Source organism: Roseibium sp., from assembly GCF_965216085.1.
Classification (GTDB): Bacteria; Pseudomonadota; Alphaproteobacteria; order Rhizobiales; family Stappiaceae; genus Roseibium.
On sequence record NZ_OZ244138.1, the window covers coordinates 718,442 to 733,367 of the forward strand.

14 protein-coding genes are annotated in these 14,926 nt (G+C 56.3%); 9 read left to right on the plus strand and 5 right to left on the minus strand.

All coding sequences use genetic code 11. The annotated features are described in order from the left end of the window. Window positions 1–40: 40 nt before the first annotated feature. From ACOOFE_RS03380 to ACOOFE_RS03400, 5 genes are all read right to left on the minus strand, one after another. Window positions 41–721, minus strand: a complete 681-nt coding sequence (locus ACOOFE_RS03380) for a GntR family transcriptional regulator (protein ID WP_420413644.1) — start codon at window positions 719–721, stop codon at window positions 41–43. 192 nt (window positions 722–913) lie between these two features. Further along, window positions 914–2,344 carry a c-type cytochrome biogenesis protein CcmI gene (gene ccmI / locus ACOOFE_RS03385; protein ID WP_420413645.1) on the minus strand — a complete coding sequence of 477 codons (1,431 nt, stop codon included), beginning with the start codon at window positions 2,342–2,344 and terminating at the stop codon, window positions 914–916. After that, window positions 2,341–2,829 (minus strand): cytochrome c-type biogenesis protein, encoded by a 489-nt coding sequence (locus ACOOFE_RS03390; protein ID WP_420413646.1) that lies wholly within the window; start codon window positions 2,827–2,829, stop codon window positions 2,341–2,343. The genes ccmI and ACOOFE_RS03390 overlap by 4 nt, the downstream gene beginning before the upstream one ends. A gap of 11 nt (window positions 2,830–2,840) precedes the next feature. Continuing rightward, window positions 2,841–4,826, minus strand: a complete 1,986-nt coding sequence (locus ACOOFE_RS03395) for a heme lyase CcmF/NrfE family subunit (protein WP_420413647.1) — start codon at window positions 4,824–4,826, stop codon at window positions 2,841–2,843. Continuing rightward, window positions 4,823–5,521 (minus strand): Crp/Fnr family transcriptional regulator, encoded by a 699-nt coding sequence (locus tag ACOOFE_RS03400; RefSeq protein WP_420413648.1) that lies wholly within the window; start codon window positions 5,519–5,521, stop codon window positions 4,823–4,825. The genes ACOOFE_RS03395 and ACOOFE_RS03400 overlap by 4 nt, the downstream gene beginning before the upstream one ends. Window positions 5,522–5,862: 341 nt before the next feature. Between ACOOFE_RS03400 and ACOOFE_RS03405 the strand changes: the two genes are divergently transcribed. The 9 genes from ACOOFE_RS03405 (at window position 5,863) to ACOOFE_RS03445 (ending at window position 14,922) form a co-directional block, all read left to right on the plus strand. After that, complete coding sequence (locus tag ACOOFE_RS03405; RefSeq protein ID WP_420413649.1) at window positions 5,863–8,202, plus strand: multiheme c-type cytochrome; 2,340 nt, start codon at window positions 5,863–5,865, stop codon at window positions 8,200–8,202. A 63-nt stretch (window positions 8,203–8,265) separates the two neighbouring features. Further along, entirely contained in the window at window positions 8,266–8,646 is a 381-nt protein-coding gene (locus ACOOFE_RS03410) for a Rap1a/Tai family immunity protein (protein ID WP_420413650.1), read from the plus strand. 409 nt (window positions 8,647–9,055) lie between these two features. Then, complete coding sequence (gene pcaF / locus ACOOFE_RS03415) at window positions 9,056–10,261, plus strand: 3-oxoadipyl-CoA thiolase (RefSeq protein WP_420413651.1); 1,206 nt, start codon at window positions 9,056–9,058, stop codon at window positions 10,259–10,261. A gap of 122 nt (window positions 10,262–10,383) precedes the next feature. Next, complete coding sequence (gene paaA, locus ACOOFE_RS03420) at window positions 10,384–11,382, plus strand: 1,2-phenylacetyl-CoA epoxidase subunit PaaA (protein WP_420413652.1); 999 nt, start codon at window positions 10,384–10,386, stop codon at window positions 11,380–11,382. A 31-nt stretch (window positions 11,383–11,413) separates the two neighbouring features. After that, window positions 11,414–11,701, plus strand: a complete 288-nt coding sequence (gene paaB, locus ACOOFE_RS03425; protein WP_141185129.1) for a 1,2-phenylacetyl-CoA epoxidase subunit PaaB — start codon at window positions 11,414–11,416, stop codon at window positions 11,699–11,701. Then, window positions 11,701–12,519, plus strand: a complete 819-nt coding sequence (gene paaC, locus ACOOFE_RS03430) for a 1,2-phenylacetyl-CoA epoxidase subunit PaaC (RefSeq protein WP_420413653.1) — start codon at window positions 11,701–11,703, stop codon at window positions 12,517–12,519. The genes paaB and paaC overlap by 1 nt, the downstream gene beginning before the upstream one ends. 12 nt (window positions 12,520–12,531) lie before the next feature. Next, window positions 12,532–13,053: a 1,2-phenylacetyl-CoA epoxidase subunit PaaD gene (gene paaD / locus ACOOFE_RS03435; protein ID WP_420413654.1), complete on the plus strand. Its 522-nt coding sequence runs from the start codon at window positions 12,532–12,534 to the stop codon at window positions 13,051–13,053. A gap of 23 nt (window positions 13,054–13,076) precedes the next feature. Continuing rightward, entirely contained in the window at window positions 13,077–14,153 is a 1,077-nt protein-coding gene (paaE, locus tag ACOOFE_RS03440) for a 1,2-phenylacetyl-CoA epoxidase subunit PaaE (RefSeq protein WP_420413655.1), read from the plus strand. Then, window positions 14,143–14,922 carry a Phenylacetic acid catabolic protein gene (locus ACOOFE_RS03445; RefSeq protein WP_420413656.1) on the plus strand — a complete coding sequence of 260 codons (780 nt, stop codon included), beginning with the start codon at window positions 14,143–14,145 and terminating at the stop codon, window positions 14,920–14,922. The genes paaE and ACOOFE_RS03445 overlap by 11 nt, the downstream gene beginning before the upstream one ends. Window positions 14,923–14,926: the final 4 nt, after the last annotated feature.

Below are 14,926 nucleotides of genomic sequence, written 5' to 3' on the forward strand. Positions count from 1 at the left end.
TTTTTGTTGCTGTGTCTCGTTCTGAAATGAATCGTTCGCGTTACGCGACGGCTTCGGAAGAAAAGTGCTTTTCCAGAAAAGCCCCGGTCCGCTGATAGTGATCTAGCAGTAAGTAACAGGCTTTTTCAGTGTCGCGGTCGACCGCGGCATTCATGATCTCAGTATGCTCTTTGCCGATGTCGCGAGTGGAATAATCCAGCGCTTTGCCAGCCAGATAACGGTAGCGGATATTGAGATCGTAAAGCTGGTTGCAGAACTTCAGCAAGACATTCGATGTGCAGGCCCCGATCAGGCTCATGTGAAAGGCCTTATGCAGGTCTTCGAACCGCTCAACGTTACTGCGCGGTTCGCGCATCATTCTGTGATGGCTGATCACCAGCTGATCTTCCCAAGTCTGATTGGCATGCTCGATGCTCTCGCGCAGAGCCATCTCCTCAAGATGACAGCGAAGTTTCAAGATCTCTGCGAAATTCTCAGGACCGACCTCGGCGCTGCGGAACCCGCGTTGATCAAGCCGCTCCACCAAAAGGTCTGACACCAGCAACGTGAGGGCTTCGCGGATCGGTGAGCCGCCCATGTCCAGGATTTTGCGGAGACTTTCTATTTTAAGCTTTTCACCCGGCGGTATTTCTCCAGTCAGGATCTTGTGCCGAAGCGCTAGATAAGCACGCTGGGTGGCGGACGGCTCTTGCGCCGGATCTAATTGGGCCTGGATGCTCATGAGGTTGATAATATCGATATTTTTCGAAGTTTGTCAGATATCACGAAAATTTTAGGTCGCCTGTTGATACTACCTACTGCGCAGAGTGTCCAGCGCTTGCGCGTTGCGAAACTCAAGGATCTTGGCCAGGGTTCCTGAGGGCTTCAGGTGTTGCAGCTTTCCGGTTAGGACAGACACACCGTCGCAGCGAAATTACTTGCCGATCAAGCTCCCAACGCTCTTTTTGATCCGTGCTAGTATGATCGGGTCGGAAGCATAGTGATCCTCCGCCTTGGCAAAAGCTGCTTCTGCTTTTTCGGTGTCACCCAGGGTCGCGTAAGACCGCACCAGCATTGTCCATCCATCAGGGTTGTCGGGGTTTTCTTCCAGCTTGGCGGCCAATCCTGCGACCATCCCTTGAATGAGGTCAGCTTGATCATCTTGTGACAGGCTTTGGACAGCAGCTACGTCTTCGTCGGTTATTCTTTTGGTGCCGGATTGGCTTTCAATGAGGTCCAAACCCAGATCAGTCGCAGTCTCATTGATCTTGGCAAGGACGAAGGGGGCCGCGGCAAACCGCTGACGGGCTTCTTCGATGGCCAAACGTGCCAGATCGTCTTCGCCGAGAGCAGCTCGGATTTGAGCCAGCTCCTGCCAGCCCTTGTAGTTGGTCGGGTCACCCACCAAGGATTGATCCAGATCTGCTGCCCGGTCGGCGAGGGCAACCGGATCCCTACCGTTGCCATCACCGCCGGCTCTGGCGACTTCGGTGTCGGTTGCTTCCGGCAAATAGTCTTTGACATCCCGTTTGGTGAAGCGGGCCATATTGACGATGTCGCGCCGGACGAGCTGCATCCATGGTGCGCGCGGATCGGAATCTGCTGCAAGGGCGGCCCAGTCGTTCAATGCGCCCTCAAAATCTTGTGCCTGGGCCTTTGCAAGAGCCAGGTAATAGCGTGCCCGCGGGTCGTTGTTTTCTGCCCGGATTTGCTCGAACAGAATCTTTGCTGCCTGGGGAACCTTGTTGCCATTGGCCAAGGTCATGGATTCAGCATAAGTGGACAGAACGCTCGGATCATTGCCGGACAATTCCGCTGCGCGTCTGTAAGCATCGGCTGCAGACGCATTGTCACCGGTCGCCGCATAGCTTTTTGCGAGCAGCCACCAGTTTTCAAAAGATTCCGGGCTCTCCTTGACTGCTTCAACCAAAAGCTGGATGCGGCTGTTGATGTCGCCTGCCTCCGCCTTGCGGATCAGGGTTTCCGTTTTACGAGCCGCCAGCGGCTGGTCTTGCAGTTCAGGATGGCCGAGCCAGAGATATCCACCGATCGATCCGACACAAATTGCGATCAAGACAATGACTGCAACGATCGGCGAGCGGTGAGACACAGACATGCCGCCGACCGAATGACGGGCTGTGCGCAGAGCACGCGCTTCGATTTCTCTTTGGGCGGCATCAAACTCCGACTGTGAAATCAGCCCGGCGTCCAGGTCTCTATGGACCTCATCTGCCTGATCCCGATAAATAGATAGTGCTGCGTCGGTTTCATCCCGTTCAACTTCGGTTCGGCGCAAAAACGGCCAGACCAGCCAAAGGGCGCACAGACCCAAAGCGGCAATTGTCAGTATCCAAAAAGAGGTCATGACCGGCCATCCTTCAGTATTTTCTGCGCCGAAGAGCGTTCTTCCTCGGTCAGCGAAATCTCTTCAACAGGGTGCCTATGGGATCTCATATATCCGATGGCAGCCCCCAGGCTCAGCAGCAGTGCCATGACCGGCGTCAACCAGAGAACAGCGTTCTTGAGAGACAAGCGCGGGTTCAACAGGACATAATCGCCATAGCGGTCCGCGATGTAGGAGAGGATCTCCTTATCCGTTTCGCCTTCTTCCATACGGGTGCGCACCAGGACTCTGAGGTCTTTGGCCAAACCGGAATTGGAATCAAAGATCGACTGGTTTTGGCAGACCATGCATCGGAGCTGGCGGCCGATTTCCCGAGCGCGTTCTTCTTTGGCCGGGTCGGCAAACATTTCGCTGCCGTCAACCGCAAGGGCTGTGCTGGATGCAAGAGTTAAGGCGATAAGTGCTGCCAGAAGCGGTCTTAGTGATAGCCGGAGAACTGTGGTCATCAGACGGCCTCCTATTCGGCCGGTTGGGGCACTGCCCCAGCCGATTTACGGGAGGCCGGAACGCCGACACGGAGGCGGCGGTCACCGAGCGAAATCAGTCCGGACAAGGAAATAAGCAGGGCGCCAAGCCACATCCAGGGAACGCCAGGATTATAATAGAAGCGGACCACAAACTGGCCATTGGCAGCTGGATCGCCCAGCACTGCGTAGTAATCGCCGTGCCAGCGGGTTTCAATGCCGGCTTCTGTCGTGGGTTTTTGCTCAACCGGATACCAGCGGCGCTCGGGATAGAGCGTGGTCACCGGTTCGCCGCCTAAGGTGACGTTAACAGTGGCGACAGATGTCCTGTAATTCGGCCCAAAGCCGTCCTTGACCTGAACCAAGTTATATTCATAACGGCCGACCTCAATCGGGACGCCCGGTGTGACGGTCTGGATCTTTTCGATGCTCCAGAGGGATGCTGCGACGACACCGGCCGAGGCGATTGTGATCCCCAGATGTCCGGTATAAAGCCCCCAGGCCGACAGCGGCAGGCCGAACAATCGTCTTGGAATAGCTGACCATTTTGCCGACCCGACACCGGCACGGCGGGCGAGATCCAGGAGCGTTGCAACGCCTAAGAAAAGCGCGGTGCCGATACCGAAGATGCTGACCGGATCGGGCGTGCCGAAGACGACCAGCAGCAGGATTCCCAGCACCGCAGTTGTCGATGCTGTTATCAGCGTATCCCTGCGAACGCGGCGCATGTTGGCCCGTTTCCAGGACAAGAACGGCCCAATTCCAGCGAGCAGCACAACGCCAGCAAAGATCGGCAGGAAAGTTCGGTTGAAGTACGGCGCGCCGACGGTGATTTTTTCGCCTGTCACGATATCAAGGAACAGCGGGAACAGTGTGCCGACAAACACGGTCGCCGTGCAGGCACTCAACAGCACATTGTTCATCAGCAAACCCGTCTCGCGGGAGAGTGTTCCAAAAGTTCCGCCTTCCCGGATGTGCGACGCCCGCGCTGCAAAAAGGGTCAAGGCTCCACCAATCGCCAAGACCAACAGCAGAAGGATGAAGACGCCGCGTTCAGGATCGTTAGCGAATGCGTGAACGGACGACAGAATGCCCGATCGCACCAGGAAAGTGCCCACCAGACTGAGCGCAAAGGTCAGGATCGCCAGCAGGATTGTCCAGGTTAGGAGGGCTGCGCGTTTTTCAACGACGATGGCCGAGTGGAGCAGTGCCGTTCCCAGGAGCCAGGGCATGAAGGACGCATTTTCAACCGGATCCCAGAACCAGAAACCGCCCCAGCCGAGTTCGTAGTAAGCCCACCAGCTGCCAAGCGCGATACCGGCGGTCAAGCCGGACCAGGCCAGCAATACCCAGGGGCGCATCCAGCGAGCCCAGCTGGGATCAACTTGGCCACGAACCAGAGCTGCAATGGCAAAGGAGAACGCCGTCGAAAATCCGACATAACCGAGATAAAGCAGCGGCGGATGGAAGGCGACGCCCGGATCCTGAAGCAGCGGGTTCATGCCCTGGCCATCGAGCGGAGGATGAGGAATGCGCTCAAACGGGTTCGATGTGAGCAGGATAAATCCGATGAAACCAACGCCGATCATGGCCTGGACGGCGAGCACTACGGAGCGCATGCTGACCGGAATGGTCTTGCCGAAGAACGCGATTAGAACACTGAACAAGGCCAGGATCAGCACCCAGAGAAGCATCGACCCTTCGTGGTTCGCCCAGACACCCGTCACTTTGTAAAGTAGCGGCTTGCTGGAATGGCTGTTGAGCGCAACGTTCAGAACCGAGAAGTCGGACACCACATAAGCGTAGGTGAGAGCTCCAAAGGCGGCCGCGATCGCAAGGAACTGGATCTCCGCTGCGTGATCCGCAAAGCGCATGGCGGAGGCGTTGTCGGTTTGAAGACCCCAAATCGGGACGATGGCCTGGAGAACGGCAACTGCAAGCGCCAAGACTAGACAAAAATGACCAAACTCGATGATCATGAACAGGCTCCGTCCCGGAAAGATTGAGGTGAGGTGGACCCAGTCAGGACCTCCCTGACAACAGAGTTTGTCGAGGTCTCTGGCACTGGTAACGGCAACCGTCTTTGAAGCGCTGCCGGATCAATCAGAGAATAGGCATTGCGTGCCGGAAACTGGACCAGTTTGCTTTTTTTCAGCCGGGTGAAAATCCGGCTAATGGTTTCGGTATTCAGCCCCAAATAGTCGGCAATGTCCTCCCGGGTCATCGGAAGTTCGACGTAGATGCCCTGGTTCACAGGCCGGCCAATCCGGTTAGCCATGTCCAAAAGAAACAGGGTGACCCGTTCGGTGCTGTCGAGCCGGCCGAGGGTAACGAGATGCGCAGAACACTCTTCCAGCCGTTGATGCATGACATTGAAGAGTTCGCTTACCAGAGCTTGCGGGCAACCTTGCCTCGATCCGTCGCTCATTTGAACCATTGTTTGAAGGTCGAGCTCGCATAACATCGTGTCGCAGAGCGCCTCGATCCATTCACCCGTTCGGGGACCCGCGCTGGTCCCAACACCGCAAATGACATTTCCGGCGGTTTCTATGCCGAGTATCTGGCGCCGGCCGTCAGCCAGCCCAATGCAGATAGCGGTCATGCCGCTGAGAATGACCCAGATTTTCCGGCAAAAACCTTCTGAAATATCCAGTCTGTCGCCACGGCGCAGCATTTTGTGCCGGCGGCTTGAGTGAGTGGACTGCGCGCTCCGGCAAAGCCTGTGTGCACACATGGACTCGCTGCATTCCAGATTGCCATTTATCGAAACATTGTAACTCGACATGCGGCCCCGCACGAACCTGTTGCCTACTTGACTTTGGTTAGTAAGGTTCACGCAAAGAACGCTACAGTGCCTTCGAACTCCTCTCTATGATTTGAATCATTTCAAATCTTTGAAACTAAATATGTAAACTTTGATACCTGCTAATTGCAGAACTCTGACAATTATCAGGGAATGAGATTCTGCTCCTTCGTAGCTTCAGGAAGACTGAACTCGGAGAGGAGTCGGGTCTTATGAGAAACCTGTTGATTGCGATTGGCGTGCTGCTGTGTGGCTCTGCCTTTGCGCAAGAAGTGCCCGAAAAGGTCGACCTTGCGGTCGCCCAGGAAAAGGGCTGTTTGTCGTGCCACGAGGGAATTGAGAAATTCACTGGTGGCGTGATGATGGAAACCATTGAAGCCATGGGGCCGGATCTCGGCGATCCTGCTGGCTGTGTGGTTTGTCATGGCGGCAATCCGCAAGGGCTGACCGCCGAAGATGCCCACAAGGGCACAGTTCAAGATCTGGCTGATGCCGGTGGTCCGCATACTTTCTATCCCGACCCCGGCGCCTTGCCGATTGCGGAAAAAGCCTGTGGCCAGTGCCATGAAGGCTATACCGAGCGCTTGACCAAATCCCTGATGAACACCGAAGCCGGCAAGCTTCAGGGCAACCTGTGGTCCTGGGGCGTGATTGACGGCCGCCGTGCGGTCTACGGCAATTACACCCTGGTTGATGAAGACGGCAAAACCCCGGCTGTCGGGACGGACAAGTATAAAGAGTACATGACCGCTTATGCCGAAGCGCATCCCGATCAGTTGCCGGACTCCATGGAGCAGGTGCCGGATGTGGATGTTGAGGCGGTATCTGATCACCCGAATCTGGCTGGTATCACCTATTCCCGTCAGCAGTGTCAGCGCTGTCACGTTGGTGTGACGGGCCGCGAAAAACGCGGTGACTTCCGCGGGGCCGGGTGCTCTTCCTGTCACGTTCCCTATTCGAACGATGGCTTTTATGAAGGCAGCGACCCAACCATCGCGAAGGATCAGCCGGGCAAATTGCTGACCCACCAGATGCAGGGATCTCGGAAGTCCAAGGTCAATCACAACGGTCTTGAGTATTCCGGAATTCCGACGGAATCCTGTGTGAGCTGTCATAACCGCGGCAAGCGGATCGGTGTCAGTTATCAAGGCATCATGGAATTTCCCTATGGCTCGCCATATGATGAAAAGGGTGGCAAACAGCCGAAGCTTCACACCAAGAAGTACCTTTACATCAAGGAAGACCTGCACCACGCGCAAGAGTCGCGTCCGGGCAACCCGGAAGGCGGGCTGCTATGCCAGGACTGCCACACAACCATCGACATGCACGGCGACGGCAACCTGCCGGGAACCACGCTGGCACAGGTTGAAGTTGAGTGTGAGGACTGTCACGGCACCGTCAGCCAGTTCCCGTGGGAGCTGCCGCTCGGATATGGTGAAGAGTTCGGCGTTAAGGCTGAAGGCGACGCCCGCGGTCTGACCGATGAACTGACAGAAGAACAGTATCTGGCTTATGAGTATGAAGCTCAGGACGGTTACCTTCTGACAGCGCGCGGCAACCCGTTCGGCAACGTCGTGAAGTCTGGTGACAAGGTCATCATGCATTCCGCCTCTGGTCTCGACTTCGAAATTCCGGTCCTGAAGCAGATTGCCAAGGACGGCACTTGGAAGTCGCCGAATGCGGAAGTCGCCATGATGAGTGTCGGCAAACACATGGAAAGCATGGAGTGCTATGCCTGTCATGCTGACTGGGCACCGCAGTGCTACGGCTGTCATGTGACTGTCGACTATTCCGAGGGCAAGACCGACGTCGACTGGATCACCAACGCCAACAACCGCGGCGAAGATGGTCTGACTCCGGACGCGGCCATGGGTACCAACGGCATGACCGGTCCTGGCAAGGTTTCTGAAACCCGCAGTTACCTGCGGTGGGAAGAGCCGACCCTGGGCATCAACGGTGAAGGCCGTGTCAGCCCGCTGATGCCTGGCTGTCAGGTGATCACGACCGTGATCGACAAGGATGGCAACACGGTTGCGCACAATGAGACCTGGATGACCCCGGATGCCGGCGGGACCAAGGGTGTCGAGCATGCCGCTGTTCAGCCGCACACAGCCGGCCGGGAAGCCCGGTCCTGTGAGAGCTGCCACAACAATCCGAAAGCACTCGGATATGGCATCTCCGGTGGCCGCTTCCTGAACGGTTATGACAAAGGCTTCACAGTGGATCTGGAGACGGCAAAGGGTGAAATGATCCCTGGCAAGACCTCTGTCCAGAGCCAGCCGATCCCAAGCCTTGATCATGACCTTTCCAGGATCGTGACCGAAGACGGCAAACAGCTGGTGTCTGTTGGTTCCCACTGGGATCTGACCGGACCGCTTCCACAAGAGATGCGCGAGAAGATGGAACGGACAGGTCTGTGCATGGGCTGCCACCAGAACATGACGGATGAAAATCTCTGGGACAAAGTCAACAGCGAGAAATTCGTCAACAACAAAGAGCACCAGGAAGTCATGGACAAAGCGATCCATGCGCTGTCTGAAAGCAAAAAGTAAGACCGATATCCGGGCCGCCTTCAGCGGCCCGGATCCCGCCTATTTACTGAGGAGCCCGACACGATGCGCGCTTTTCGAATTTTAGCACCTGCCGTGTTTGCCGGTGCTCTTGTGGCAAGTCCTGTGCTTGCCGACTCCCACGGTGGACCGTCTGTCTATCTGGCTGCAGACCTCTTGTCGCCGTGTCAGGAAGCCGACAATGATGCCCGCTGGGGGGAGGCTGCCGAAACCGAGTGTGAGCAATACATGATCGGTTTTGTGGATGCCTTGAAGTTAACTGGCGCCAAAGAGAGCATGGGGATATGTGCTCCTGAGCTGAATACGGCCGACGAAGTCCGCTGGGCGTTCATGCGCTGGGTTCACGCATCTTATTCCAAACGCAAGGCGATGCCGGCCAATGAAGCCGTTCTGGCGACTTTAAAAGAGAACTTCGCTTGCAAATAACCTGAGCCTCTTTGACGTCACTCCATGAGTGGATTGGTAAAGACAGATTGAAAGTTATTTGGAAAGGCTTGAGAGGGGTTTCCTCTCAAGCCTTTTTGTTTTGAAATTGCGCCTTACCCGCGTGCGCGCAGGTAGGGAGGCGGCAGGTGCTTGCTTTGAGATCGGTGTCAGCAGACTGGGAAAATCGGCGCAATTTCCTTAAACTAGGACTCTAAAAGCCTGATTTTGCCGTGGGTCCGGTTTATTGCGTATGGTCTTAATTTATTGAAAAATATGCGATAAAATTCGTGACTCTTGCAAACATCACAATTTTTCCAAAAAATTGTTCTATGTGTGATGTTTTGGTGCTATATAAAACTGACCGACCGGTCGATGAATTTTATTGCCGGTCGTCAAATGGGAGAGACATATGCCAAATGCCTTTATCTGTGACGCAGTGCGCACACCTATCGGACGATACGGAGGTGCCCTGTCTCAAGTGCGGACAGATGATTTGGCTGCAATCCCTTTGCAAGCTTTGAAAGACCGCAACGCGTCCGTTGATTGGGAGGCGGTGGCAGATGTCATTCTCGGGTGTGCCAATCAGGCCGGTGAGGACAACCGCAATGTTGCCCGCATGGCGGTGCTGTTGTCTGGATTGCCGGTGTCGGTCCCCGGAACAACGGTCAACCGCCTTTGTGGATCCGGGATGGATGCAATTGGCCTGGCCGCGCGCACGATTCGGGCCGGTGATGCGGAGCTGATGATTGCGGGCGGCGTCGAAAGCATGAGCCGCGCTCCGTTTGTGGTCGGCAAGGCAGCCACCGCCTTTTCACGCAATGCGGAAATGTACGACACCACTATCGGCTGGCGTTTCAAGAACAAGAAACTGGACAAGGCATTCGGTACACATTCAATGCCGGAGACGGCAGATAACGTTGCCGAAGATTATAACATCTCCCGCGAAGATCAGGATAAGTTCGCTGCTGAGAGCCAGCGCCGCTGGGATGCCGCGCACAAGGCCGGCGTTTTCAAGGAAGAAATCGTCCCGGTCACAATCCCGCAGCGCAAGGGTGATCCGATCGTTGTCGATACGGATGAGCATCCGCGTCCGGGCACTGGCGTAGAAGCCCTGGCAAAGCTGCGCGGCGTCAATGCACCTGAGCTTACTGTCACGGCCGGCAATGCCTCCGGTGTCAACGACGGTTCGGCCGCCGCGATCCTCGCCTCAGAAGCCGCGGCTAAGGCGAACGGCCTGACGCCGAAGGCGCGTATTGTTGCCATGGCAGCAGCCGGTGTTCCGCCGCGCGTCATGGGCATTGGACCAGTTCCGGCCACACAAAAAGCATTGGGACTTGCCGGTCTGTCCATCGATCAGATGGATGTGATTGAGCTCAATGAAGCTTTTGCATCCCAGTCGCTGGCTGTGCTGCGGGAATTTGGCCTTCCGGACGATGCGGCGCATGTAAATGCGAATGGCGGGGCAATCGCAATTGGACATCCGCTTGGCATGAGCGGGTCTCGTTTGGTGTTGCATGCGGCCAACCAACTGCAGCGCACGGGCGGTCAATATGGCCTTTGCACCATGTGTGTCGGAGTAGGGCAGGGTATCGCCCTCATCCTGGAGCGGGTGTAATTTATCTTTGAAGGGCTTGGGAGGGCGTTCACCGTCGGATTTTGCCGATAGGCGGATGTAGCAAAGCCTGAACGGAACGCGCCGGACTTTAAGACCTGTCTGGCGGACTTGGAGGAAGTGGCATGTATGCACAGCTGGTGAAATCTGATGCTCTGAAAGCGCGCGAAGAGATGTCGCCCGAAGAGCAGGCGTTTCAGGATCGGGTCGACAACGGCAAAAAGATCGAGCCGAAAGATTGGATGCCGGAAGGGTATCGCAAGACCCTCATCCGTCAGATCGGTCAGCACGCGCACTCCGAGATCGTTGGCCAGTTGCCGGAAGGAAACTGGATCACTCGTGCGCCGACGTTGGAGCGTAAAGCCATTCTTCTGGCCAAAGTTCAGGATGAAGCCGGTCATGGCCTCTATCTCTATTCAGCAGCCGAAACGCTGGGCGTGAGCCGGGATGAACTTCTCGAAGCACTGCATTCGGGCAAGATGAAATACTCGTCAATCTTCAACTATCCGACGCTGAACTGGGCTGACATGGGCGCGGTCGGCTGGCTGGTAGATGGTGCGGCGATCATGAACCAGGTGCCGCTGCAGCGCACGTCTTATGGTCCCTATTCCCGCGCGATGATCCGGATCTGTAAGGAAGAAAGCTTCCACCAGCGCCAGGGCTATTCCATCATGATGAAGATGGCCTTCGGCACGCCAGAACAAAAGGAAATGGCCCAGGATGCCATGAACCGCTTCTGGTATCCGGCGCTGATGATGTTCGGCCCGTCGGACAAGGATTCTGTTCATTCCGCGCAGTCCATGGCCTGGAAAATTAAGATCAATACCAACGATGAACTGCGCCAGAAATTCGTCAATGAGACCGTGCCGCAGGCTGAATATCTCGGTCTGAGCATTCCGGACGAGACGCTCACCTGGAACGAAGAAAAACAAGGTTACGACTTTGCCGAGCCGGATTGGAGCGAGTTCTTTGAAGTGATCAAAGGCAACGGCCCGTGCAACCGCGAACGCATGGAGGCCCGGGTCAAGGCTTGGGATGACGGCGAGTGGTTCCGCGATGGTTTGAATGCGTATGCCGACAAAGCTGCCGCGCGCCGTCAGGCCGCTGGTGTGGCTGCGGAATAACCGAACAACGATGATTGAGGGAGAGACAGTCATGAGCAAAAAAGAATGGCCGCTCTGGGAAGTTTTCATCCGTGGCCAGCATGGCCTGAACCACCGTCACGTCGGCAGCTTGCATGCATCGGATGCGGAAATGGCGATCAATCATGCGCGCGATGTTTATACCCGCCGCAAAGAAGGTGTTTCCATCTGGGTGGTGCCGTCCAAGGAGATCACGGCCTCAAGCCCGTCTGACAAAGGACCGCTGTTCGATCCGGCGGAAAGCAAGACCTACCGGCATCCGACGTTCTTCGATATTCCCGAAGAAGTGGGGAAAATGTGATGGCTGAAGACACCACAACCACCACACCCGTGCAGGATCCGTTCATTTCGGATGTTTCCCTAAAGCCGGCCTTTTTCGAATGGCTCTGCCGGTTGGGTGACAATGCTCTGGTCCTCGGCCACCGCACCTCAGAATGGTGCGGTCATGGTCCGGTTTTGGAAGAAGATATTGCGCTGGCCAACACGGCTCTCGATCTGATCGGCCACACCCAACTGTGGCTGGGTCTTGCGGGAGAAGTGGAAGGCGAAGGCCGGGATGCCGATCAGCTTGCCTATCTGCGCGATGCCTTCAAATTCCGCAATGTCCTGCTTGTCGAGCTGCCAAAGGGCGACATGGGCGTGACAATGATGCGCGAATTCCTGTTCGATGCTTATCATCACATTCTGCTCTCATGGCTCTCAGAAAACTCCAAGAGCCCGCGTGTTGCCGAGATTGCTGCCAAGGCCCTGAAGGAAGTCAGCTACCATCTGGAACGGGCGTCCGATCTGGTTGTCCGGTTGGGGGACGGTACACCGGAAAGCCATCAGCGCATGCAGGATGCACTGGATCTTCTGTGGCCTTACACCGGCGAAATGTTCATCGGAGATGAGCTGGATGCTGCGGTCGCTGAGGCTGGGATTGCGCCTAAACCTGAAGACCTGAAGGTTGCTTGGGAAACCAGCGTGCGCGAAGTTCTGGAAGAGGCCACTCTGGCTCTGCCGGAAGGCGCAGGCTTCGTTCACAAGGGTGGCAAGCAAGGCCGGCATACAGAGCATCTTGGGTACATTCTGGCGGAGATGCAATTTCTGCAACGCGCCTATCCTGGCGCGACTTGGTAAGGGATCAAGGCCATGTCCATCACCCAAACCACGCCGACTGAGCAGGTCTGGGACTGGCTTGCTGAAGTTCCTGATCCGGAAATTCCGGTTGTCTCAGTTACCGAGCTCGGCATCATCCGCGACGTGCACTATGAGGGCGAAACCCTTGTTGTCGCCGTCACGCCGACCTACTCAGGCTGCCCTGCTACGGCTGTCATTGATTTGATGATCGAGGACAAGCTGCGGGAAAAAGGCATGCAGGACATTCGTCTTGAGCGCCGATTGTCGCCACCCTGGACTACGGACTGGGTCACACCGGAAGCGCGCGAAAAGCTGACGCAGTTTGGCATTGCGCCGCCCATTGACGGCACGGCCGCTGACGGCATGAGCGCAAAAGCTTCGCGCTTGTCCGGCAAAACCAATCTCGTGGTTCCCTGCCCAAGATGCGGGTCCGCTCACACAGAGCGGGTCAGCCAGTTCGGGTCAACCCCTTGCAAAGCCGCCTGGCGCTGCAAGGACTGCCTGGAACCATTCGACTATTTCAAGTGCATTTGACGCCCAGGAGGAGGGTTTCGCCTATGGCACGATTCCATTCGCTAGAAGTTACCGACATCCGCCGCGACACGCGCGATGCCGTTGTGGTTACATTGCAGCCGGATGCGGCTGATCAAAACGCTTTTGAGTTTACACAAGGCCAATACCTGACCTTTCGCCGCGACTTCGACGGTGAAGAACTGCGCCGGTCCTATTCGATCTGCACAGGCAAAGACGAAGGCTGCCTTAAGGTCGGAATCAAGCGGGTCGAAGGCGGTGCCTTTTCAACCTGGGCCAATGAAGACTTGAAGGTGGGCGACCATCTGGACGTCATGCCGCCGATGGGCCGTTTTTTTACGGATCTGGAACCGGAGAAGACGAAAAACTATCTCGGGTTTGCCGGTGGATCCGGAATTACCCCGGTTTTGTCGATCATCAAGACCGTACTGGCGCGTGAGCCAAATAGCACCTTCACACTGATCTATGCCAACCGGCAGACCAGTTCGATCATGTTCCGAGAGGAGCTGGAAGATCTCAAGAACAGCCACATCGGCCGCTTCTCAGTGATCCATATTCTGGAAACCGAGTCCCAGGATATCGACCTGTTTACCGGTCAGATTGATGCTGAGAAAATGGATCTGCTGTTCAAGCTTTGGGTCGATGCCGAAGGTGTCGACACTGCCTTCATCTGCGGTCCGGAACCGATGATGCTGACCATCGCGGATGGTTTGCGCAAACACGGTCTCACCGATGAGCAGATCCGGTTTGAGCTCTTTGCTTCTTCCCAGCCGGGACGGGCGAAAGCTCGCGCAACATCGCAGTCTGCCGCCACCGGTGCTGGAACGTGCGATATTTCCGTCACGCTCGACGGCAGCACCCGGAACTTCCAGATGGAAAAGAACGGCACGTCCGTTCTGGAGGCGGCCATCGCCAATTCCATGGATGCACCCTTCTCCTGTAAGGCAGGCGTCTGTTCCACCTGCCGGGCAAAAGTTGTCGAAGGTGAAGTGGAAATGGAAGTGAACCATGCGCTGGAGGACTACGAAGTCCGCGCTGGATACGTCCTTTCCTGCCAATGCATTCCGGTCTCAGACAAGGTGGTGATCAGCTATGACGAATGAAGCCGTTCTTGAAGACAACACCACCATGTCCTTGACCGACTATTTGGCCAAAGGAGGCAAGCTCTCCTCTCCGAACAATGTGCCGCCGCGCTACCGGGGCGAACTCCTGCGCCTGATGTCGTCCTTTGTTGACAGTGAGCTGGCCGGGTCTGCTGGATTTGCCGATGCGATCAATTGGGCACCCGGTTTGAAAGAACGCATTGCGGCGAGCCGGATCACTTTGGAAAAGGTCGATCACGCCGAACAGGTGCTCGATCTGATGACCGACTTTGGTACCGACAAGGCGCTTTACAACAAGGCGCACAGCTGGTCCGCCCGTCAATCCAGGGATGCCCATGTTGATCCGAAACGTCAGGGCGGAGACATGCGCTTGTCGGTGTTTCATTACCCAATGCAAGGCTGGGCCGATGCGGTTGTCATGAACTTCCTGATGGGCCTGGCGACAGTGCATCAGCTCAAGGAGCTCAGCCAAACCTCTTATCAGCCGCTTGGAGAAGTGTTCCGCAAAATCCTACCGCGCGAACAGCGCCATATGGAGCTTGGCCTGGAGGGGCTGCAGGCTCTGGCAGGCACCGAGACAGATCGTGCGGAGGTGGCGGTTTCCATCGGTTATTGGATGCCGCGGGTGGCTGAGACGTTTGGTCCTGGTCAATCCGAGCGGTTTGACCGCCTCAAGGAAATGGGCCTGCGCCAGACTGACAATGAAACCTTGCGGGCAGCATGGAAAGCAGACGTAGACGCGCGGCTTGCCGAGCTGAAGCTCAACTAAGCAA

Bases quoted from the DNA above. Each gene is read 5' to 3' on its own strand.
- ACOOFE_RS03390 (WP_420413646.1), bottom strand. From the start codon at position 2,829: ATGACCACAGTTCTCCGGCTATCACTAAGACCGCTTCTGGCAGCACTT.
- paaA (WP_420413652.1), top strand. From the start codon at position 10,384: ATGTATGCACAGCTGGTGAAATCTGATGCTCTGAAAGCGCGCGAAGAG.
- ACOOFE_RS03405 (WP_420413649.1), top strand. From the start codon at position 5,863: ATGAGAAACCTGTTGATTGCGATTGGCGTGCTGCTGTGTGGCTCTGCC.
- ACOOFE_RS03410 (WP_420413650.1), top strand. From the start codon at position 8,266: ATGCGCGCTTTTCGAATTTTAGCACCTGCCGTGTTTGCCGGTGCTCTT.
- pcaF (WP_420413651.1), top strand. From the start codon at position 9,056: ATGCCAAATGCCTTTATCTGTGACGCAGTGCGCACACCTATCGGACGA.
- paaD (WP_420413654.1), top strand. From the start codon at position 12,532: ATGTCCATCACCCAAACCACGCCGACTGAGCAGGTCTGGGACTGGCTT.
- ACOOFE_RS03380 (WP_420413644.1), bottom strand. From the start codon at position 721: ATGAGCATCCAGGCCCAATTAGATCCGGCGCAAGAGCCGTCCGCCACC.
- paaE (WP_420413655.1), top strand. From the start codon at position 13,077: ATGGCACGATTCCATTCGCTAGAAGTTACCGACATCCGCCGCGACACG.
- ACOOFE_RS03445 (WP_420413656.1), top strand. From the start codon at position 14,143: ATGACGAATGAAGCCGTTCTTGAAGACAACACCACCATGTCCTTGACC.
- paaC (WP_420413653.1), top strand. From the start codon at position 11,701: ATGGCTGAAGACACCACAACCACCACACCCGTGCAGGATCCGTTCATT.
- paaB (WP_141185129.1), top strand. From the start codon at position 11,414: ATGAGCAAAAAAGAATGGCCGCTCTGGGAAGTTTTCATCCGTGGCCAG.
- ccmI (WP_420413645.1), bottom strand. From the start codon at position 2,344: ATGACCTCTTTTTGGATACTGACAATTGCCGCTTTGGGTCTGTGCGCC.
- ACOOFE_RS03400 (WP_420413648.1), bottom strand. From the start codon at position 5,521: ATGCTGCGCCGTGGCGACAGACTGGATATTTCAGAAGGTTTTTGCCGG.
- ACOOFE_RS03395 (WP_420413647.1), bottom strand. From the start codon at position 4,826: ATGATCATCGAGTTTGGTCATTTTTGTCTAGTCTTGGCGCTTGCAGTT.